The organism is Nocardia sp. NPDC006982 (assembly GCF_042869435.1).
Taxonomy (GTDB): Bacteria; Actinomycetota; Actinomycetes; order Mycobacteriales; family Mycobacteriaceae; genus Nocardia.
The window spans coordinates 15432-36676 of sequence record NZ_JBIAFV010000002.1; the positions used below are offsets into that span (position 1 = coordinate 15432).

Sequence of the window (21245 nt, forward strand, 5' to 3'; positions counted from 1 at the left end):
CGAACCGGCCTTGCGGTCAGAGCAGAGTTACCACCAGCAACACCGCCACCACGATGAACAGGATTGCCAGCGCCGCGGCCATGGCGATGAAGCCGACTCCGGTCGGCGGAAAGTGTCGGCTGGTGCGCGGTTCGGGCGCGGACAGTCCGGAGGTCTGCGCCGTCTCGGGTGGGGTCGATCCGGGTCGGACGCCGCCGCCCGCTTCGAGATCGGGAGTGCGCCGCGGATCTTCACTCGAAGATTGCCAGACTTCGGGGCAGTTCCCAGGCCGTTGCCCGGCGGTACCGTAGAAGCTGGGCCGAAACGTGGGGAGGCAACGATGGTGCAGTGGGAACGGCCGCCCAGGATGAAGACACCGGATGCGCAAGCGCCGTGGAACGAGATCGTGCCGCAGCTGTGGATGGGTGGGCATCATTACGGAAACATCGAAGGCGCGCGGGTGCCCGCGATCGTCGGGATCGAATTCGATGTGGTGATCAGCCTGTTCCAGGCCGAGGGGCACGGGCCGGGACCCGATATCGAACACCATCACCTCGCGATTCCGGACGCAGAGCTGCACGCCGATCAGTTGGCGGCGGCGCGCGAATTGGCCAGGATCGCCGCAGCGGCGGTACGTGCCCATCGCAGCGTCATGGTGCGCTGCCAGTACGGATACAACCGTTCGGGTTTGGTTGTCGCGCAGACGCTGCTGGATCTCGGGTATTCGGTCGATGACGCCATCGACCTGATTCGGCAGCGGCGTTCCCGCTACGCGCTGAACAACGAGTTCTTCGTGAAGTATCTGACGATCGGCCTAGACCGAACCTGAAATGCCAAGTGCCCCAACCTAACGGTCGGGGCACTGCGGTTTCGGCAACAGATGCGCATCAACGCGGCGCGTTGACCGGATCGGCAACGGTCGGGTGCATGCCTTCGCGATGCGCGCGGCGCGCATCCTCGAAGAACTCCCGCGAGAACATTGCCGACAGCACGGCGATACCCGCACGGTGCACCCGGAATTCGCTGCGGTTGCTGGTGCCGGTGAGCCGGATGACGCGACCCGCGGCATCCTGCGGCCGTGCGAAATCCTTCACCCGTCCGCGGCCGGTCCAGCGCAGTTCGGTCTGGTCGATGACGGCGTCGTCCGGGACGAGCAGTTTCACCATGGCGTGGTCGAGATCAGCGTGGACAACGATCTCCCCGGTGATCTGCGGCGAACGCAGGTCGATCACCACGCTGCCGTAGCGGGCGGTGATTTCGAAGGTGCCGGCGTCGGTCCAGTTGCCGAGGCGCTTGGTGGTCTCGTGGTCGACATGGATGCGGGCGGCGGTCTTGGCGGTCATTTTCGATCCTTTCGGGCGGCTTCTGCTGGTGAATCAATAGTGGCACACAAACTAGTTTCTTTGCAACTAGTTTGTGTGAACCTAGTTGTCGGGACACCACTAGAATGGTCGACATGACGGCATCGACGCAGTTCAAGCGCTCTCCCCTGGCGATGGCGCTGCTCGGCATCCTGCATCTGGAACCGATGCACCCCTATGCGATCCAGCGGCGGATCAAGGAGTGGGGCAAGGACAAGGTCGTCAATGTCGCCCAGCGCGCCGCGCTGTACAAGACGATCGGCAGGCTGCAGGAGGCCGGACTGGTCACGGTCCGCGAAACCGGCCGCGATCAGCAATATCCGGAGCGAACCGTCTACGAGATCACCGATGCGGGCCGCGCCGCCTGCGCGACTTGGCTCGCGGAGATGATCGGCGAACCTCGCAACGAATACCCGGAATTCCCTGCGGCGCTGTCGTTCCTGATGCTGCTCGGACCCGAAGGTGCTCGCACGGAATTGGAGCGGCGGGCAAAGTCGGTGCGCGCCAAGCTCGCCGAGATGGATGCCGATGCGACCCAGGCCGCCGCGATGCAGCTGCCCAGGGTGGTGATGCTGGAGGACGAGTACCAGCGCACGGTCACCGAGGCCGAATTGCGTTGGCTCGACGCTGTTATCGCCGATCTGGCCGCGGGCGCCCTCACCTGGTCCAGGGAATCCCTTCTGCCGCACCAGTAGCCGTAACCCACATCATCGGACAACTTCGGCACATGACACGCAAGATGGCGCGTTCGGGGCGACGATGTATTGCGTGGCAGGACAATTCGTTCCCGTTCCCGACTGGTTCGCATGGGAGAACCAGGATTGCGGGATCGCGATCGCGGATATCGATGGTGACGGCGCCCTGGATGTCGCCGTACTCATGGTGGACAATCCGGCTGGTCAGAACACCGCGTCATATCGGGTGGGCATGGGGCTCGCCCCCGACGGCTCGACGAAGAGTTGGGGCCCGTGGCTGCCGGTGCCGGATTGGTACGGCTGGGAGAACCAGGGCGCAGGCATCGCGATCGGCGATCTGAGCGGCAACGGCCGACCCGATCTCGTGGTGTTCGTCGTGGACAATCCACCCGGCCAGAACCAGGGCTGCTACCGGATCGGGCGCGATCTGGCCGAGGACGGCACGGTGACCGGCGGCTGGACGCCGTGGATCACCGTGCCGGATTGGTACGGCTGGGAAAACCAGGGTGCCGATATCTGCCTCACGTCCGTCGATGGGCAGCTCACCCTGGTCGTTTTGGCGGTCGACAATCCGCCGGGCCAGAACAGCGGACAGTTCCGGTTGGCCAAGGGACTGACCGCGGACGGCGCGGTCGGCGAATGGACGCCGTGGGTGGCGGTGCCCGACTGGTACGGCTGGGAGAACCAAGGCGCGGGCATCACGGCCGCGGATCTGGACGGCGACGGCAGGCCGGAACTGATCGTCTTCGCGGTGGACAACCCCGACGGTGTGAATGCCGGTGTGTACACCATCGGTTGGGGCCTGGAAGGTTCCGGGCACGCGGTCGACGGCTGGAGCGTGTGGACCAAGACCGAGTGGGGTTTCGCCGAAAACCAAGGCGCGGCACTGGCTTTGCTGCCGCACGACGGCACACCTGCGGAACTGGTGGTCTTCACCATCGACGCACCGGACGGCGTCAATGCCGGTTATATGCGCGTGCTCGAACTGGAGACCGATCTGACGCACGCACCACATATGGGCTTGTGGCGCATTCTCGATTTCGGCACCGAGATCAACCCGGTGCACGCCGCCGTACTGCACACCGGCGATGTGTTGTTTTTCGCCGGTTCCGGTAACGATCCGGACCGCCACGACGCCCACGAATTCCGCACGCGCGTCTGGCATTACCCGCGACCAGGACTGAGCGCACCCGGAACCCCGATCGATATGTTCTGCGTCGGACACGCGTTCCTGCCGGACGGCAGACTGCTCGCGGCGGGCGGTACCGAACGCTACGACCCGTTCTACGGGCTGAAGGACGCACTCATCTTCGATCCGGCGACGCTGACCTGGAATACCAAGCCGGACATGACTTTCGGCCGCTGGTACCCGTCGCTGGCGCCGCTGCCGAGCGGCAATATCGTCGCGGTGTCGGGTCTGGGTGCCGACAACTTCCTATCCGTCGTGCCGGAACTATTCGACGCCGGCACCGAAACCTGGTCCCAGCTGCCATCTCCCGGTCCGATCCCGATGTACGGGCATCTCGTGCTACTCGCCGACGGCAGGTTGTTCTACACCGGCGGCCAGTACGGTGCGAACAACGGCATGCGGCCCTCGATTTGGGATCCGGCGACCGGCACGACTGTCGAGGTACCCGGTCTCACCGATCCGGGTTCACGCAATCAGTCGGCGAGCGTGCTGCTGCCGCCCGCGCAGCAACAGCGGGTCATGATTCTCGGCGGCGGCGGATACGATATGCACAGCCCCGCACCGGCTTTGGCCGATACCAGAATCGTCGATCTGACCTCTGCCACACCGGAATACCAGGCGGCCCCGCCGATGGATCATGCCAGGATGCATCTGAGCGCGGTCCTGCTCCCGGACCGTACGGTGCTGGCCACCGGTGGTTCCGGTATGGAGGAGATGGCGCACGACGCGCCGCCGCACGCCGAGATCTTCGATCCGGCGATGGGCACCTGGATGCACACCGCGCCCAGCCGGGTGCCGCGGCTGTACCACTCCGTCGCCCTGCTCACCCCCGACGGCAAGGTGATCACCGCCGGCTCGAACCCGGCGCGCAAGACCGAGGAATTGCGCATCGAAACCTATTGGCCGCCTTATCTTTTCCAAGGCGACCGACCGCAGCTCACGCTCGCGACGGACACTGTCGCCCACGGCGCGACCGTTACCGCGACCACTACTGCGGCCCTGCGCGAGGTGAACCTCGTTCGACCTGGGGCATGCACCCACTCCTCCGATAACGAGCAACGCCTGATCGATCTCGAATTCACCAGCGCCGCAGCAGATTCCGTGACGATCACGCTGCCGTCGAATCCGGCACTCGCGCCGCCGGGCTGGTATCTGGTGTTCGTCGTGAACGACCAGGGCGTGCCGTCGATCGGACAGTGGCTGCACCTGGGCTGATTGTGACCGATCACAGTCCCGGACCGCCTGCCCGGCCCGTAAGGTACCGATCATGGTTCCCACCGAGATATCCGAGCTGGTCGAGTCGGTCGTGGAGTCGTATCTGCTCGACGGACGGCGTCGCTACAACCGGACCCAGGTCGCCGAGGAATCCGGGACCACCACCGACCTGACCAAGCGACTGTGGATGGCACTCGGCTTCCCGGCCGGCCTCGACGATGCCGCCGTCGACTACGCCGACGCCGATATCGCAGCGGTGCGCAATTTCCGCGCGCTCAATGTGCTCGCCTCGGCGGACTCCCGTCAGCAGGCCGCGACCGCACGCACCCTCGGTCAGGGCATGGCACGACTGGCCGAATGGCAGGTCGATGTGGTGCTCGCCGAAATCAGCGCTCGGATGGCCGCGGCCGCGCCCGGCACCGATCCGGCCGAAATCGCGCGCGACGCCACCGAGGCGGCCATCTCCACGCTCGAACAGCTCAATACCTACGCGTGGCGCCGCCACCTCGCCGCGGCCCTGGCCCGTTCCCTCGATCCGGGCACCACGGCGGGCGAGTCGGTGCGCGAGCTGGCGGTCGGCTTCGCCGATATGGTCGGCTACACCCGGCTCACCAGGCATCTGCACCCCGACGAACTCTCCATGCTGCTGGAGGCATTCGAATCCACCACCACCGCCGCGATCACCGAGAACGGCGGCTGGGTGATCAAGAATGTCGGCGACGAGGTCATGTTCGCGGCCGAGGATCCAACGGATGCGGCCCGCATCGCGCTGGCCATCCAGGAGAGCACGATGATGGTCGGCGGCACGCCGGAGCTGCGGGTCGCCGTGGCATACGGGCCGGTGCTGCAACGCTTCGGCGATCTGTACGGCTCGGTGGTCAATATCGCCTCCCGGCTCACCGGCGTCGCCCGCCCCGGCACCGTACTCGTCGATGACGAGGCCGCCGCGGCCCTGGACGGCAATCCGGAGTTCGATATCCGCAATCTGCGCAGCGTGCGCGTCCGCGGTTTCAACCGCCTGCGGCCCCACACCCTCCGGCGTAACGGCAAGTACAGATAGCGCACGCGACCTGAGCTCGCCACCTGCGTCCCACACGTTGCCCCGCAAAGGCGATACAGGTGGCGAACGACCTAAGCTCGCCACCTCGGGCCCCACACGCTGCGCCGAAGGCGAATACCGGTAGCGCACGACCCGAGCTCGCCACCTGCGTCCCACACGCTGCGCCGCAACGGCAAACACCGGTGGCGCACGACCTAAGCTCGCCACCTCGGGCCCCACACGCTGCGCCGCAACGGCAAACACCGGCCGCGCACGACCTAAGCTCGCCACCTCGGGCCCCACACGCTGCACCACAACGGCAAACACCGGCAGCGCACGACCTAAGCTCGTCCGGTGGAGTTCGAGTGGGCCGAGTTGCGGAAGAGCTGCGTTATCGAGGAGGACGCGGCGGTGCTGGCGCTGAACAAGCCCGCCGGGATTTCGGTGACCGGGGAGCGGCACGACAGCGATATCGTCGAGGCGGCGGCCGCGGTGGGGGAAACGCTGTATCCGGTGCACCGGATCGACAAGGTGACCTCCGGACTCGTGCTGCTGGCCAAGGAGTTGGGCGCGCACGGGCAGCTGACCAGGCAGTTCAACAAGCAGACGGCCGAGAAGGCGTATCTGGCGATCGTGGAATCGACCGGCCTGCCCGATCGCGGCGTCATCGAACTGCCACTCAGTGTCGGCCGCAAGAACCGCGTGCGAATCGCCGCGCCCCGCGAATCCATTCGCGAGCAGGCCGGTCGCTGGTTCGTCGATGACGCGGATCTCCTGGCCACCAAGAACTATCCGTCGACAACCCAGTTCACCACGGTCCTGGGCACGGACACCCACACCGTGCTCGCAGTGCGCCCGATCACCGGCCGCCGCCACCAGATCCGCGTACACCTGGCTTGGATCGGACACCCCATCGTCGGCGACCCCCTATTCGACAAGACCGCCCGATACGACCGCACCTACCTCCACTCCTGGCAACTCGCCCTCGCCGCCCCCTGGCGCACACCCCCAACCCTCACCCTTCAAGCAACCCCAACTCCGGACTTCTGGCACCCCCTCCAACCCATCCCCGACCCTGCCACCCTCCTCCAACACGCCGACGAACTCTTGCGCACCGCCGAATCCCCGCTCCCCCCAACTGAATAGCCCTCACCCGACCCAAACGCTGCACACGGAACCAGACGATTCCAATGCGGCACCCAAAACCGCGCGGCGACAACCAGAGCCGATGTGGCACAGCAGCCACGAGGACCAGCTCTCTCCGGGCCACCCAACCCTGCTCACGTTCTCGCGCGCCGCGTACGGAATGACTGGAAATCCCGGGTACGGCACCAAAATCGCGCAATTCGCCAGAGCGGATATGCCGAGGGAAGGAGACGCCGCCCACGCGAGCGCACTGCCGCGCACGTTCCAGCCCGACGCGCACGGAATATTCCATGCGCGGCAGGCCGAATCACGCACGGCAATCACCGCCGATGTGTCGCGGCTGTCGCGAGAAGGGATCTACGCGGGGCGGCGTCACGGAAGCGGAGGTGCACAGGAGACGATGCCCACGGGCTCACCGCCGCACACCCCACGCGCGGAATGACCAGGAAACTCCGTGCGCGGCAAGATAATTAGTGCGCGGTGATCACGCTCGAGCAACACTACTCAGGCCAGCTCGGGGACCGCCCGAGGATCGCGACGATCTGGTCGAGCATGGAGTCACCGGACCAGGTGACGACCGGTCCGAAAGCGGAGCCAGGGGCCAGGCGGGCCGGACCACCGGGGACGATCTCGGCTACCGATAGCGCGACCGCGAGCAGGTCGTCGTCGAAATGTACTGTGCGGCCGAGGGTTCGGGCGACGTCCCAGGAATGCACGACGTAGTCGATGAAGTGGAAGCTGACTGCCTCGGCTCCGGAGAATTCGAAGGCGCGGGTGAACTCCGGCAGCGGGAAGGACCGGTCGAGCACGCCGTCCTCGGCGAAGGACGCCAGCACATGTTCGGCGGCGGCACGGTAGTCCGCGACCGGGTCATCGCCCAGCGGACGCAGCCGCCACAGCGACAAGTCGCCCTCGCCGCGGGAGGCGGCCGCGAAGCCGTAGTGCTGGGTGATCATGTGCGCCAGCAACCCGTGCAGCGTCCAGCCCGCGCACGGCGTCGGCTTGGCCAAATCGGCGGGAGTCAGCTGGGAAACAACTTCGATGCTGGTGCGCACGGCCTGGGCATTGAGGGCGATCAAATCGACCTGTGTTCCCAGCGATTTAAGGGTCTGCAACTCGGGGGCGGTGTCGGAATCGGTGGTCATCGCTGTCCTCTCGATATATCCAAATTGATAAGCGCATGCTTATCATAAGCTCCTGCTTATCATAAGCCAAGCGGTATTTTCTACCCATGCCGGAAAAGCGCCCCGACCTCGCCGCGATGATCGCGCCGCTCGGCCGCGCCCTCGCCATGGCGGAACTGCCCATACTCGAGCGGCACGGCCTGACCATGTGGGGCTATGTGGTCCTGCTCGGACTCGGCGACGAACCCGTCTACACCCAGGCGGCGTTGGCCAAGAAGATCCGCGCGGACAAGACGCGCATCATCGGCACACTCGACGAACTCCAGCAGCGCGGCCTCATCCAGCGCGACCTCGATCCGGCCGACCGGCGCGCACGCCTGATTTCGCTGACCCCGGCCGGTCGAACCACCCGCGACCAGGCACAACGCGATATCCAGGAGCAGGAAAACCGCCTGCTGTCCCAGCTCTCCGCCGCCGATCGCAAGTCGTTCCTGCGGTCACTGCAGACGCTGTGGGCATCGGTCGTCGACCCGTCGAGCTGACCCGATGTGCGCGCGACCACTTCCGACCCCGCGGCCTTCTACCGGTGGTCAGCCTCATGGCGACGCGTAACCCGCAGGTCATCTAGCCTGTAAACGTGTCGGCACACGACGGCGACACCCTCTGACGCAATGGAGCGATCCCCCAGAGAAAGCGAACGCCGATGATCCTGGTGGCTCAGGTCAGCGATACCCATTTCGATCTCGGCACCCGAAATGCCGAACGCGTCGAGCGGGTCATGGCCTATCTCGCCGAGCTGCGACGCAGGCCCGATGCCATTCTGGTGACCGGCGATATCGCCGATTCGGGTAAGCCCGAGCAATATGCCGAGGCGCGCGTCGCACTCGATGCCGATATCCCCGTCTACGCCCTGCCCGGTAATCACGACGACCGCGCCGCCTTCCGCACGATCCTGCTCGGCGAATCCGGGTCGACCGCGCCGATCAACCACGCACACCGAGTCGGCAATTCGACCGTGGTCCTGCTGGATTCGAGCGTCCCTGGCGAATCCGGCGGCCGACTCACCGAGGAAACTTACGACTGGCTGCGCGGCGTACTCGCCGCCGCACCCGCCGACGCGCCCATTCTCCTTGCGCTGCACCATCCGCCCGCACATCTGTTCAGTCCGGTCATCGATGAGATCTCGCTGGCCGAGCCCGAGAAACTGGCCGAGGTGGTCGCCGCCGACGAACGCATCGTCGGCGTGATCACCGGACATGCGCATTCCGCCGCCACGACCACCTTCGCGGGCCGCCCGCTGCTGATCTCCCCGAGCACCGCGTCCGTCCTCGGCGGGGAGTGGGAACTCGAGCTCCCCCATCGCGTGATGGACTACGCGCCGGATCCGGCCATCGCCCTGCACATCATCGATGAAAATCGCCGCATCACAACGCATTTCCGCAGCGTTGCAATGGGCGGCCGGATCGGCGTGCAGCCGAATTAGCGGCGCACCACCCGTTCGCGGCGGTAGGCGGCCGGGGTCGCGCCGGTCCAGCGCTTGAAGGCGTAGATGAAGGTGGAGGATTCGGCGTAGCCGAGCCGGATGGCCACATCGCTCACCGAAAGCGGTGTGGCGGTGAGCATTTCCTCGGCGAGAGCGCGGCGCACCTCGTCCAGCAGCGCGCGGTAGCTGGTACCCGCGGCATCGAGGTGGCGGCGCAGGGTGCGGGTGCTCATATTGAGATCGCGTGCGACGGAGTCGATTCCGCGCGGCGCGGCGAATCCGTCGGCACCGCCGGGCACGAGGAGTTCGCGTACCTCGGCCGCGATACCGGTGCGGGCTCGGCGTCGATCCACCAGATCACGGCATTGCGCGAGGCACATGGCCCAGGTGTGCTCATTCGCCTGCGGCAGTGGCTGCTCCAGCATGGCCGGATCGATCGTGAACAGGTTGTCCGGCCGTCCGAAACGCGGCCGCACATGAGTGACCTCCATGATCCGATCGACGTATGCCGGCTCGGGAAAACGGAATTCGGCCCTGGTCAGCGGCAGCTGTTTACCGATCAGATCGCTCATGACCTGATGCATGGCGGTCACATCGCGCTCGACCAGGAACTGGCGCACATCGGCCGGAATCGATTCGTCGTGCACCCAGGCGATGAATTCGCCCTCCCCCCATTCCGCGACAGGCAGGCAGAAGGTAAAGCTCAGCTCCAGATAGCGCAGCGCGAACGAGATCGCCTCACCGAGCGTCGGACTGCTGACGCAGGCGAAGCCGAAAATGCCGAAGGTGGTGATCCGATACCGGCGACCGATCTCGATACCGAGCGCAGGCGTATCGGCGAGTTCGCGGACGAGATTGCGGATGACGGCGAGTTCGGTGCGTGCGTCGATCTGCGCGTCCGGATCGTGCAGCATGGCCTCGGTCAGCCCAGTTCCGGCGAGCATGCGCGCGACGGGCACGCCCTGCTCACCGGCATAGCCGACCATGAGTGCCACGCTGGCGATGCCGCGCGGAAAGTTCCAGTCGCGGATGCCCGGATCCTGTACCCGCTCCACAGCGGACATTATGGCCGAAAATCTCGATAGCACCCGTAGCGACTGCTTGCAGGTCGCTCGAAAGGATCATCCCACATACACGACCAGCGGTCTTAGAGTGGAACTCATCTACAGTGCTGTGAGGAGTGCCACATATGACAGCCGGCGAACGACCCTCGGTCATCATCATCGGCGCCGGTTTCGGCGGCGTCGGGATGGCGATCGAATTGCGGCGCAACGGTTTCGACGATATCGCCATCCTGGAGCGCGGCACCGACATCGGCGGGGTCTGGCGGGAGAACACCTACCCCGGCGCGGCTTGTGATGTGCCGTCGCCGCTGTACTCGTTCTCCTACGAGCCCAAGCCGGACTGGCCGCAGCGATATTCCGGACAGGCCGCGATCCACGACTACCTGCGCGATGTCGCCCAGCGGCACCGCCTGCTGGAGGCGATCCATTTCGGCGCCGAGGTGACCGACGCCGAATTCGACGACGCTTCCGGCCGCTGGACCGTACGGACCAAGGACGGCACGGCCCGCACCGCCGACGTGCTCATCTCCGCGGTCGGCCAATTGTCCCGGCCCGCGCTGCCGAATATTCCCGGCATCGATACCTTCACCGGTCAGGCGTTCCACTCAGCCGAATGGGATCACGGCGTCGAGTTGGCCGGTAAACGCGTCGCCTGCATCGGCACCGGCGCCAGCGCCATCCAGTACATTCCGGAGATCCAGCCGCGGGTCGAACATCTCACCCTGTTCCAGCGCACTGCGGCGTGGGTGCTGCCCAAATTCGATACCGACTACACCCCGGTCCAGCACAAACTCTTCGCGCGGCTGCCCGGCGCCCTGCTCGTCGAACGCTTCGGCTGGTGGGCCATCGCCGAATTCATCGCGCTCGGCCTGGTCGAATTCCCGTGGATCGTGCGACTGGTCGCGAAAATCGCGTCGAAACATCTGGAAGTGCAGGTCCCGGATCCGGAACTGCGTGCCAAACTCACCCCCGACTATCCGATCGGCTGTAAGCGCGGCCTGTTCTCCAACGACTACTACCCGGCTCTGCTCGAACCGAACGTGCAGGTCGAGACCGCCGCCATCACCGAAATCGTGCCGAACGGCGTGCGCACCGCCGACGGCAAGGTGCATGAGGCGGAAGTTATCGTCTACGGCACCGGGTTCAAGGGCACCGAATTCCTCTGGCCCATGAATATCTACGGCCGCGCGGGCCGCAAGCTCTCCGACGCCTGGCAGGGCGGCGCGCACGCCTACTGCGGCATTACCGTGCCCGACTTCCCGAATCTGTTCCTCGTCTACGGACCGAATACCAATCTCGGCGTCGGCTCGATCATCTACATGATCGAATCGCAGGCCCGCTATATCCGCCAGGCCGTCCAACTGCTCGCCGAACGTCCCGGCCACGTGCTCGAGGTGCGTCCCGAGGCGGAGGAGCTATTCAATACCGCGGTTCAGCAGCGCCTCGCGCGCACACCGTGGAACTTCTGCTCCAGCTGGTATCGCACCGCTTCGGGCCGGATCACGAACAACTGGCCGGGTCCCCAGCTCGCCTATCGCCGTCGCGTCCGCAAGCTGAAGGCCGCCGATTACGAGCTGACCCGGGTCACCTAGCGAGCACAGCGAGCAAATCAACACAGCCTCAAGCACTCCACAGAAAGACCACACGAACTGTCCACACCGATCCTGGCAGACTTGACCCGTGAGTGATCTGCCAGCCCGCCCTACCGAGCGCGGCCCGCTGCGCCCGATCGAATTGGCGGTGGGGGCGGTACTCGGCGGTGCCACCGTCGGCCTGGTCACCGTCGGTGCGCTGATTCCGTTCGCCGCGGCGCTGCAGCTGGTCGCCGCGGTGCCGCTGGCCATGATCGCGCACCGCTATCGGCTGCGCGCCCTGGTCACCGCGACCGGTTCGGCCGTGCTGGTCTGCTTCGTCGCGGCGGGCATCGTGCCCGCATTCGGCATTCTCAGTTCGGCCACCGTCGCGGGCATTATCGGCATAGTCAAACGTCGACGCGGCGGCTTGCCCGCGGTGCTCGGATTGTCGGTAATCGCCGGTCTCGGCTTCGCGGCGTTCGCCGTCGGAACGCTGTTCGTGCTGTCCCGGTCACGGAATCTACTGTTCAACACCATCCGCAGCACCGCCGAGGGCCTGGAGCGGACGGCGGCGCGGCAGCCCCAGCTGGAACCCCTCGGACGCGGAGTCGCCGACGCCGCGGATGCCGCGATCCGCTGGTGGTGGGTCCTGGTCGGCGGTGGTGTGCTGGCGGGCTTCATCGCGACAGCGGTGTTTTCCTGGTTCGTACTCGGCTCGGTACTCGACCGGCTGTCCTGGCTGCCCAGTCGAGACCGGCTCGACGCACCACCCGACGACCGGCCGATCGCGCCGCTCCCGGTGCGACTGCGCGAGGTCGGCTTCCGCTATCCCGGCGCGCCGGTGGATGCGCTATCCGGAATCGATCTCACGGTCGATATCGGCGAATTCGTGGCCATTGTCGGCCACAACGGATCGGGCAAATCGACACTGACCCGGCTGCTGGCCGGACATCCGCCGACTACCGGCGGCGTGGACCGGCCGGGCGCCGCAGGCCTCGGCCATCTGGGTGGTACCGCGCTGGTGCTGCAGCGGCCGGAGAGTCAAACGCTCGGTGTACTCGTCGCCGACGATGTGGTGTGGGGTCTGTCCACCGAACTCGCCGCCGCGATCGATATCGATGGCCTGCTGCGCGAGGTCGGCCTGGACGGTATGGGCGATCGCGAGACCGCAACGCTTTCGGGCGGTCAGCAGCAGCGACTGGCAGTGGCAGCGGCATTGGCCCGCCGCCCCGCGCTGCTCATTGCCGACGAGGCCACCTCGATGATCGATCCGGACGGTCGCCGCGATCTCGTCGCACTCCTGGCCGAACTGCCCAAACGCCATCCGATGGCCGTGGTGCTGGTAACCCATCACGAGGCCGATGCCGCCGCAGCCGACCGGGTGGTGCATCTGGCCGGTGGCCGGACCGTGGAGCGGCTGCCCGCCTGGCCGCGACCGGCCGGCGAGATCCGGCGTCGGCCGATGGGCGAAACAATCCTGCAGCTGAGCGAGGTCCGCCACACCTATAACCGCGGAACACCGTGGGCCGCACCGGCTTTGCACGGCGTCGACCTGACGGTACGGCGCGGCGAGGCGTTACTCGTGGTGGGCGGCAATGGCTCCGGCAAATCGACGCTGGCCTGGATCATGGCGGGATTGATCGAACCCAGTTCCGGCCGTTGTGAATTGGGCGGTAAGCCGATCGCGAAGCAGATCGGCCGGGTGGAATTGGCCTTCCAGCACTCCCGGCTGCAGCTGCAGAAGCAGACGGTCGGCGACGAAATCGCGGACTGGGGCGGCCGGGCCACCGGATCCGGTGCGGTCGGACGCGCACTGGACGCGGTCGGTCTGGATCGCGCACTGGCCGCACGTTCCATCGAGGAACTCAGCGGCGGCCAAGCCAAGCGCGTGGTGCTCGCGGCCATTGTGGCCAGCCACGCGCCGGTCGTCGTGCTCGACGAGCCGCTGGCCGGACTGGACCCGCACGGTCGCGCCGAAATCGTGGAACTGCTTGCCCGCCTGCGCGATTCCGGGCTCACCCTGATCGTCATCTCCCATGACGTGCACGATTTGGCCGCGGTCTGCGACCGGGCCGTACACCTCGAGGCCGGACGCATTCTGGAGACCGATCCGATCCGCGATACCGCGAATGTGCCCACGCACCAGCTGGATTCCCGCACGACAATGCCGGGAACGCGCCCAGGCGATCCGGCCTGGCGACTCGGGAACGGAGGTCGGTAATGAGTACGGTGCTGTTCCGCGAAGTGCCGGTTTCCAGTCCGGTGCACAGCCTCTGGGCCGGAACCAAGATCATCGGGGCGTTCCTGATCAGTGTGGTGCTGATGTTCCTGCCGTCCTGGCCGGTACTCGGCTTGATGGTCGTCTTCGTGATCGCGATCGGGTTGGTGGCCCGACTGCCGCTGAGCACGCTGCCGCGCCTGCCGTGGTGGTTCTGGGCGGCGATCGGCATCGGCGCCCTGCTCAATGTGCCGGTGGGCCGCGACGCCGTGCTGCGCTACACCAATGTCACTGTCTTCGGCCTGATCCTGCTGGCCTCCTCGTTCCTGATCGCCTGGACCACCCCGATGGGCGATATCGCCCCCGCGCTGGCCAAACTCGGCTCCCCACTGCGCCGATTCCGCGTGCCCGTAGACGAATGGGCAGTGGTCATCGCGTTGACATTGCGCGGATTGCCGCTGCTGATGGACGAGATCCGGGTGCTGCGTGCGGCACGCCGACTGCGCCCGAAGGATGGCCTGCTCACTCGCGCCGCCGATAATCCGCTCGTCGATATCCTCACCGCCGCGATGGCGGTATCCAGCCGCCGGGCAACCGAACTGGGCGAGGCCATCACCGCGCGCGGCGGCACCGGCCAGCTCACCGCCCATCCGAGCGCTCCAGGACGCAATGACGCGATCGCGTTGACCATTGTTGTCACGGTCTGCCTCGGCGCGGTCGTCCTGGATCTGCTGACCTGATCGGCGATACTGGCCTCTGTGCGGGACCAAGACGAGGATGTACCTGCCTGGCAACGCAAGACGGAGGGTGAGTCGCGGTTGGCCGCGACACTCGCCGTGGTGGTGATCGTGGTGCTGCAGGTCGCGCCGAAGGAACTTCGCCAACAGCCCGCCTGGCTGGTGCTGCCCGTGCTCGAAGTCCTGTTGCTCGGTGTGTTGGTGGTGGCGAATCCGTTCCGGCTCAACCGGGAAGAGCGCTGGCTGCGCAGCGGCGGCCTGCTGCTGACCGGGTTGCTGAGTCTGGCCACAGCGGTCTCGGCGGGTCGACTGGTGTTCCAACTGCTCAATGGAACTCTCACCGATCCAGTGCAACTACTCGTCTCGGGCGGTTCGGTCTGGTTGACCAATGTGGTGGTGTTCGGACTCTGGTATTGGGAGTTCGATCGCGGCGGACCCGCGGCTCGTGCACATGCGCGAAAGCCGTTGCCGGACTTCCTGTTCGTGCAGATGCAGAGCCCGGACCTGGCCGGACCCGACTGGGAGCCACAGTTCCCTGACTATCTGTATCTGGCATTCACCAATGCGACGGCGTTCAGCCCGACCGATGTGATGCCGATGTCGCGATGGGCGAAGGCGACGATGATGCTGCAATCGGCGATCTCGCTGGTGCTGGTGATCTTGGTGATCGCCCGCGCGATCAATGTCTTGCAGCAGCCCGGATGATGACCGGATAGCGAAGAGCTATAACAAGACTCATCATGTGAGCATTGTTGAATACCCCGAAAAGCATTCCTCTAAACCTTTTGTGCGCGGTACCGTGTCATCGGAGTGCGTTCTCTAGATCACATCGTGGCTCTGCACAGCGTCGGGGGAAGGATTTTTCGTGTGCGGAGCGTTGCTACGGCTTACCAGAACTGATGAAGATTGGACCACCGGAATGATTTTCCGCAAGATCACTGCGGCCGCCGTGCCGATCGTCGCCGCTGTCGCGGTCGGCGCGGGCACTTCGTACGCACAGCCGGATACCGCGCCCGTACCGAACATCGGATACGAGGCAAAACTGGTGGGCGACAAGATCATTACCACGCTGACCGACGGGTCCTTCCAAATGTCGGCGAACACCGTGGATATCAAGGACATCGCGGGCAATACCGTGGTCACGCTGCCGCTGTCGTTCCGGCAGGAGGGCCTGGAGTTCAGCATGCCGCATGAGATCCGCGACGCGGGCCGGGTGCTGGAGTTGACCGCGGTCAAGGACTTCACGACGGCGCGGCAGGCGGCCACGCCCGTCGCGTCGGCACGGGAGAATCTGCGCGCACAGGACAACTTCCTGTCCCAGTTCGGCATTGCCACCGCCATCGGCGGCTTTATCGGCACAGTGATCGGCGCGCTGGTCGGGCTCACCGGCATTATCGGCGGACCGACCGTCATCGCCAGCGTCCTCGCGGGCGCGGGTATCGGCGGGATTATCGGCACACTCGTGGTCGGCGGTCCGGCACTGATCATCGCGGGCATCGATCTGCTCGACACGCTGTCCGCCCCGCCCGGCACCACCAAATGGCAGGACGGTCCGGTCAAGTAAGACCGCGCATCGGCGACGCGGCGCGCAACGAATCATCTCAGCGCGCCGCATCTTTCGTTTATCGTCCGTGGCAACCGGGCGCTATCGGAACACCCGCGAAACGATCGGCGAGGAAGCCCATCGCACCGGCCGCCTCACCGATCGCGGTCGCATTGTGTCCGGGCAGCGCCGAATGCACCGAGGTGAGATCGGCACCCTGTGCGCAGTAGCGCCCGACCAGATCGGTGAAACCGGCGACTGGGATCACATCGTCAGTTGCACTGTGGTACAGGTACATCGGCATGATCGGTGCACTGCCGCCGAGCTCCTGCCGGTCGGTCGCCGCCCGCAATACCGGATGAGACAACACATCCGGCACCGCCGCGAAATCATCCACATGCGCGTTGAAGTACTTCGAAAGGAGATCCGGACCACAGGCCGAGGCGTCCTCGGCGAGGGCGATCCGACCGCGTTCGTTGAGTAGTTCCGCCACACCGGAATTCGGCTCGTTCTTCGCGATAGCGATCAATACCAGCATTGCCAGTCCCGCTTGCACGCCACCATCGACACCATGCGCCACGCTTGTCCAATCGGCGGGCACCCCGCCCGAGGTGATACCGGCGAATTGGATATCGGGCGCGTACTCCGGTTGTATCTGCGCCGCCCACAGCGTCGCGAAGGCACCGCCCGAATAACCCCACGCCCCAATGGGGCTCGCCGGACCGACGCCGTCCGGTGCGAACGCCCGAGCGGCCCGGATGCCGTCGAGCACCGCGCGGCCAGCGTTGACGCCGTCCAGGAATCTGGAGTCCGGCCCCTCGTAATCGCTTGTCACCACCGCCCAGCCGCGGCGCAACGCCTCGGCGATGAACAGTGTGTCGATATAGGTGTTGGCGCCGCCGAGATCCCAGCCGCCTCGCAGCGCGTACGACGGCGCACACCGGGTATCGAGACTGTCCTCGGCAATCTGATACGACAGCAGCGGCCGCTGGCCGGGACCGAACCACGGCCAATTCGGCACCAGCATGGTGGCCATACCGGCGATCGGCGAGCCATTCGTATCGTTGGTCCGGTATTGCACCTGCCAGGCCGAAACCGGAAGCGGCAGACCGTATAGAGCGATCGAGCGGGTCCGCAGCACAGCACCATCGGGCTGCGAAGCCGGATCGACCGCTGCCACGTAGAAGAGGTCCTGATCCGGCGGCGGCACCGCCCTTGCAATCGGCACGCATGCGAACGCCGCGACCGCGAGAACGGTAAAGGTCGATATCGCACCGAATCTCCGGTTACCGCCGACGAATGGTGCAGCCGAAATGTTCATCGCGGCCTCCAGTCTTCCGACGCGACGCGACGCGGAGTGCGCCGGGAACACGTCGGCGCCGACTTCGCGCGGCCTCTTATGAAACCACCGTACTGCCTGATCAGAGGGCCCAGCAACGGTCATCGGCGGGCATCGGCTACGCCGTACGTGTCCGATTTCCGACATGGTTACAGTTGGTGCGGAGCACGCCTGGAGCGCGCTTCGAAAGTGGCTACGCGCAACCGGATCACCGTCGGGACGAACCCCGAACGTGACCGGTACCGAACAGGAGTGAGCTGACCATGCGGCATGGCAACGGACTGGACATTCCCGAAGAACTCGCCGATGTGTGTGCGCCGCACCGCATGGCGGTGATCGTCTACGACATGCAGGTCGGTGTGCTCTCCCAATTACCGGACGGTCCGGAGATCATCGAGCGGGTGGCGCGCGTGGTCGAAGCGGCACGGCGCGGCGGCTATCCGATTATCTTCCTGCGGCATTTCTTCCTGCCGCGCCGCCTGAGCGGCACCTTCGCGCTGCGCATGGCGATGAGCTGGCAGCAGGTCGACAGTGTCGATGACGTGAAATTCATTCTGCAACGCGACACCCCGGCCTTCGAACTGGTTCCGGAGCTGCGGCCAACGGCCGATGAGGTGATCTTCGACAAGACCTCCATGTCGGCCTTCGAGGGCACGCCATTGGCCGCGGTGCTGCGTGATCTCGGCATCGGCGCATATGCGATCACAGGTGTCGCACTGGAGATCGGCATCGCGCCGACAGTCACCCATTCGACCGATTTGGGCTTCGTGCCGGTGATCATCAGCGATGCCGTCGGCGGCCGCGATAAAGAGGCAATGGCGCGCGCCTACGACGATTTCGAATTCCAAGGGCACGCGATGGTCACCGACAGCGCGACCATCATTCCGCTGCTCGCCCGCGAACAGAACTGACCGCGGGAATGGCGGATCGGTACGCCCGGTCCGCCATCGGCGACTCAGCTGTCCTTGCGGACGGCCTTCTTGGCGGCATCCTGCGCGGCGTCGACCTGGCTCGCGAACTTACCGTCGGTCTGCTTGTCGACGAGATCGCCCACCTTATCGATGGCCGTATCCACCTTGTCCGCATTCTGCTGGGCCAGGTCCAGCGCCTTGTTCGCCAGGTTCTTGAAATCCACCGCGCACTCCTCGTTTTCGAGCCGACACAACCGCGAACAAACGATACCGAGCGAACTCCCCGATGACCCGGCAAACCATCAGCGACCGCCGTCACATCTCGCCGAGCCAGGCCGGATGCCAGAGGCGGCCGGTCTCGGTCCAGTTCATGAAGCGCACGGTTCCGCTGAGCTTCGGGGTCACCCACACCGCGGCCTCGCGTTCCTCGGCGGTGAGGTCGTTGTCGAACGGAGTGGTCTTGCGCTCCAATTTGCCGAGCCTTTTGGCCAGATCCCGCATGACCGGCTCGCTGAACCCGGTGCCGACCCGCCCCACGTAATACAGCCTGCCCTCGTGCGGAATGCCGACCAGCAGCGATTTGAAGTTGCGCGCGTCGCTGCGCCGCCAGCCGCCGATCAGGACACGCTGGGTGCGCCAGTTGCGCTGCTTGACCCACGAATGCCCGCGCTTACCGGGCAGATACACCGAATCCTTGCGCTTGGCGACCACACCTTCCAGGCCCTGCTCCTGGCTGTAGCGCAGCGCTTCGGCGCCGGAGCCGTCCAGTCGCGGCGGCACCCGCAGTGACGGCGCGTTGGCGGCGATTGCTTCCAGTACCCGACGCCGATCCGAATACCGTTTGCGGATGAGTGAAGTCCCGTCCAGATACAGCACATCGAAGGCGACGAAGACCGCGCGCGCCGCGTCGGCCTGCAGCAGACCGACATTCGCGACGCCGTGATCGTCGAACACCACGGCCTCACCGTCGAGCACCACATCGTGTCCGGCCAACTCCTCGGCCAGCACCGCCATACCCGGATAACGTTTGGTCACCACATTGCCCGCCCGGCTGCGCAGAGTCAGTGTCCCGGAGTCTATTTCGGCGATCAGCCGGAAGCCGTCCCATTTGGTTTCGAAGCACCACTCGACGTCATCGAGATCGGCGACCTCACCGTGGGTGGCGAGCATCGGATGCAGTCCACGTGGAAAGGGCGCGGGCCCAGCCGGTCTCGGCACGATGAACGCGGCCTCGGGGCCGACCGGACCACTGGACACCCGGTCCGCCTCTTCCTCGGCCGGATTCTGATCGCGCATGAGATGCATCAGCCACTGGGTGCCATTGGTTCGGATCATCGCGTAGCGACCACGCAGTCGCTTGCCGTGGAAGGTGACGATGACCTCGTCCTCGCGCCATTTCTCGGTTTCATAGGTGCCGGAATCCCAGATCGTCATTTCCCCCGCGCCGTACTGGCCCTTCGGGATGGCACCGTGGAAGTCCAAGTATTCCAACGGATGATCCTCGGTGTGCACGGCGAGCCGGTTCTGATCCGACGAGGTCGGCGGACCCTTCGGAACAGCCCATGACACCAATACGCCGTCGCGTTCGAGCCGCACGTCCCAATGCAGCCGCCGCGCGTGGTGTTCCTGGACGACGAACCGATCATTCGCCCCGGGGGTAGGCGTTTCGGACGGCACCGGTTCCGGGGTCGCCGAGGCATCGCGCATCGAGCGATATTTCGTCAGCGCATCGCTGTTCGAACCGGCCGGATCCAATTCGGCGAGCAGATCGCCGTCATCGCGCCAGCGCGCGAGCACTTCATCGAAGCGCAAGTGCCGCAGCTTCTTCCGGCTCTCCAGCTCGGCCCAGGTGCGCGGTGCGGCCGCATTCGGCTCGGTACGGCCGCGCAGCGAATACGGTGCGATGGTGGTCTTGGACGGATTGTTCTGGCTCCAGTCCAGGAAGACCTTTCCGCCGCGCGCCGATTTCGCCATCGTCGCGGTGACCAGATCCGGGTGCAGCTTTTCGAGATTCGTCGCCACCTGCTTTGCCACGGTGGACGCACCGCCCGGACTCAACTCCCGATCCAGCGGCACATAGATGTGAATTCCCTTGCTACCACTTGTCACCGGGAAGGCGTGCAGCCCGATCCCCTCGACCATCTCGCGCACCGCCAGCGCGACCCGCGCGCATTCGGCCAGTCCCGCACCCGGCCCCGGATCCAGATCGAAAACCAACCGGGTGGCGTAGCCGACCTTGTCGCCGTCGAAACGCCATTGCGGCACATGGACTTCCAGCGCCGCCTGCTGCCCGATCCAGGCCAGTCCGGCCTCGGAATCGATGACCGGATAGACGACCTTGCGGCCGGAATGCTCGATCGTGTGGCGCTCCAGCCACGACGGTGCGTGCTCAGCGAGATTCTTTTCGAAAAAGGACGATTCGTCGACCCCGTTGGGCCAGCGCTTCCGGGTGACCGGCCGCCCGGCGATATGCGGAAGCATCGCGGGCGCGATGGCCGAGTAGTACGCGATGACCTCACCCTTGGTGGTTCCGGTCGCCGGATACAGCACCTTGTCGAGGTTGCTCAGCTCAACCTCGATGCCCGGCCGGCCCGGGCTGCCACCGAATTCCCGGCGGGTCACCATAAA

Annotated in this window: 20 protein-coding genes and 1 pseudogene; 14 read left to right on the forward strand and 7 right to left on the reverse strand. The window is 65.7% G+C overall.

Features of this window, described 5'->3' with window-relative positions; translation table 11 throughout:
• Window positions 1-16: 16 nt before the first annotated feature.
• A pseudogene (locus ACFYOW_RS09085) lies at window positions 17-244 on the reverse strand (DUF6480 family protein); the annotation flags it as partial.
• Window positions 245-319: 75 nt separating this feature from the next.
• On the opposite strand from ACFYOW_RS09085, the gene ACFYOW_RS09090 reads away from it, so the two are divergent.
• On the forward strand, window positions 320-808 hold the full coding sequence (locus ACFYOW_RS09090; protein WP_387286144.1) for a dual specificity protein phosphatase family protein: 489 nt from the start codon (window positions 320-322) through the stop codon (window positions 806-808).
• A gap of 58 nt (window positions 809-866) precedes the next feature.
• On the opposite strand, the gene ACFYOW_RS09095 is transcribed toward ACFYOW_RS09090, so the two are convergent.
• Window positions 867-1322, reverse strand: a complete 456-nt coding sequence (locus ACFYOW_RS09095) for a hypothetical protein (protein ID WP_387286146.1) — start codon at window positions 1320-1322, stop codon at window positions 867-869.
• Between the two features lie 113 nt (window positions 1323-1435).
• On the opposite strand from ACFYOW_RS09095, the gene ACFYOW_RS09100 reads away from it, so the two are divergent.
• The 5 genes from ACFYOW_RS09100 (at window position 1436) to ACFYOW_RS09120 (ending at window position 7066) form a co-directional block, all read left to right on the forward strand.
• Window positions 1436-2035, forward strand: a complete 600-nt coding sequence (locus ACFYOW_RS09100; protein ID WP_387286148.1) for a PadR family transcriptional regulator — start codon at window positions 1436-1438, stop codon at window positions 2033-2035.
• 64 nt (window positions 2036-2099) lie between these two features.
• Window positions 2100-4439 (forward strand): galactose oxidase-like domain-containing protein, encoded by a 2340-nt coding sequence (locus ACFYOW_RS09105; RefSeq protein WP_387286150.1) that lies wholly within the window; start codon window positions 2100-2102, stop codon window positions 4437-4439.
• A 52-nt stretch (window positions 4440-4491) separates the two neighbouring features.
• Window positions 4492-5499, forward strand: coding sequence for an adenylate/guanylate cyclase domain-containing protein (locus ACFYOW_RS09110; protein WP_387286152.1), 1008 nt, complete (start codon window positions 4492-4494; stop codon window positions 5497-5499).
• Between the two features lie 333 nt (window positions 5500-5832).
• The gene (locus ACFYOW_RS09115) at window positions 5833-6624 is read left to right on the forward strand and encodes an RluA family pseudouridine synthase (protein ID WP_387286153.1); all 792 of its coding nucleotides are present in this window, start codon (window positions 5833-5835) and stop codon (window positions 6622-6624) included.
• An 82-nt stretch (window positions 6625-6706) separates the two neighbouring features.
• A complete protein-coding gene (locus ACFYOW_RS09120) occupies window positions 6707-7066 on the forward strand; it encodes a hypothetical protein (RefSeq protein ID WP_387286155.1) in 360 nt (119 codons plus the stop codon).
• Between the two features lie 58 nt (window positions 7067-7124).
• On the opposite strand, the gene ACFYOW_RS09125 is transcribed toward ACFYOW_RS09120, so the two are convergent.
• Complete coding sequence (locus ACFYOW_RS09125; protein ID WP_387286156.1) at window positions 7125-7769, reverse strand: TIGR03086 family metal-binding protein; 645 nt, start codon at window positions 7767-7769, stop codon at window positions 7125-7127.
• A gap of 86 nt (window positions 7770-7855) precedes the next feature.
• Here ACFYOW_RS09125 and ACFYOW_RS09130 point away from each other — a divergent pair, with 86 nt between their 5' ends.
• Together ACFYOW_RS09130 and ACFYOW_RS09135 are read left to right on the forward strand one after the other, a co-directional pair.
• The gene (locus tag ACFYOW_RS09130) at window positions 7856-8290 is read left to right on the forward strand and encodes a MarR family winged helix-turn-helix transcriptional regulator (protein ID WP_387286158.1); all 435 of its coding nucleotides are present in this window, start codon (window positions 7856-7858) and stop codon (window positions 8288-8290) included.
• 161 nt (window positions 8291-8451) lie between these two features.
• Entirely contained in the window at window positions 8452-9231 is a 780-nt protein-coding gene (locus tag ACFYOW_RS09135) for a metallophosphoesterase (protein ID WP_387286160.1), read from the forward strand.
• On the opposite strand, the gene ACFYOW_RS09140 is transcribed toward ACFYOW_RS09135, so the two are convergent.
• Window positions 9228-10286, reverse strand: a complete 1059-nt coding sequence (locus tag ACFYOW_RS09140) for an AraC family transcriptional regulator (protein WP_387286162.1) — start codon at window positions 10284-10286, stop codon at window positions 9228-9230. The two genes, ACFYOW_RS09135 and ACFYOW_RS09140, sit on opposite strands and share 4 nt — an antisense overlap.
• A 134-nt stretch (window positions 10287-10420) precedes the next feature.
• On the opposite strand from ACFYOW_RS09140, the gene ACFYOW_RS09145 reads away from it, so the two are divergent.
• The 5 genes from ACFYOW_RS09145 (at window position 10421) to ACFYOW_RS09165 (ending at window position 16388) form a co-directional block, all read left to right on the forward strand.
• Window positions 10421-11887 carry a flavin-containing monooxygenase gene (locus ACFYOW_RS09145; protein ID WP_387286164.1) on the forward strand — a complete coding sequence of 489 codons (1467 nt, stop codon included), beginning with the start codon at window positions 10421-10423 and terminating at the stop codon, window positions 11885-11887.
• 88 nt (window positions 11888-11975) lie between these two features.
• On the forward strand, window positions 11976-14090 hold the full coding sequence (locus tag ACFYOW_RS09150; RefSeq protein WP_387286166.1) for an ATP-binding cassette domain-containing protein: 2115 nt from the start codon (window positions 11976-11978) through the stop codon (window positions 14088-14090).
• The gene (locus tag ACFYOW_RS09155; protein ID WP_387286168.1) at window positions 14090-14827 is read left to right on the forward strand and encodes an energy-coupling factor transporter transmembrane component T family protein; all 738 of its coding nucleotides are present in this window, start codon (window positions 14090-14092) and stop codon (window positions 14825-14827) included. Before ACFYOW_RS09150 ends, ACFYOW_RS09155 begins: the two co-directional genes overlap by 1 nt.
• A gap of 18 nt (window positions 14828-14845) precedes the next feature.
• Window positions 14846-15529: a hypothetical protein gene (locus ACFYOW_RS09160; RefSeq protein WP_387286169.1), complete on the forward strand. Its 684-nt coding sequence runs from the start codon at window positions 14846-14848 to the stop codon at window positions 15527-15529.
• A 214-nt stretch (window positions 15530-15743) separates the two neighbouring features.
• Window positions 15744-16388 (forward strand): ammonium transporter, encoded by a 645-nt coding sequence (locus tag ACFYOW_RS09165; RefSeq protein WP_387286171.1) that lies wholly within the window; start codon window positions 15744-15746, stop codon window positions 16386-16388.
• 58 nt (window positions 16389-16446) lie between these two features.
• Here ACFYOW_RS09165 and ACFYOW_RS09170 read toward each other — a convergent pair whose 3' ends face one another.
• Window positions 16447-17688 (reverse strand): lipase family protein, encoded by a 1242-nt coding sequence (locus ACFYOW_RS09170; protein WP_387286173.1) that lies wholly within the window; start codon window positions 17686-17688, stop codon window positions 16447-16449.
• A gap of 281 nt (window positions 17689-17969) precedes the next feature.
• Between ACFYOW_RS09170 and ACFYOW_RS09175 the strand changes: the two genes are divergently transcribed.
• Window positions 17970-18617 carry a cysteine hydrolase family protein gene (locus ACFYOW_RS09175; protein WP_387286175.1) on the forward strand — a complete coding sequence of 216 codons (648 nt, stop codon included), beginning with the start codon at window positions 17970-17972 and terminating at the stop codon, window positions 18615-18617.
• Window positions 18618-18661: 44 nt separating this feature from the next.
• On the opposite strand, the gene ACFYOW_RS09180 is transcribed toward ACFYOW_RS09175, so the two are convergent.
• Window positions 18662-18841: an antitoxin gene (locus ACFYOW_RS09180; protein ID WP_040686491.1), complete on the reverse strand. Its 180-nt coding sequence runs from the start codon at window positions 18839-18841 to the stop codon at window positions 18662-18664.
• A 91-nt stretch (window positions 18842-18932) separates the two neighbouring features.
• A complete protein-coding gene (locus ACFYOW_RS09185; RefSeq protein WP_387286176.1) occupies window positions 18933-21242 on the reverse strand; it encodes an ATP-dependent DNA ligase in 2310 nt (769 codons plus the stop codon).
• Between the last annotated feature and the right edge of the window lie 3 nt (window positions 21243-21245).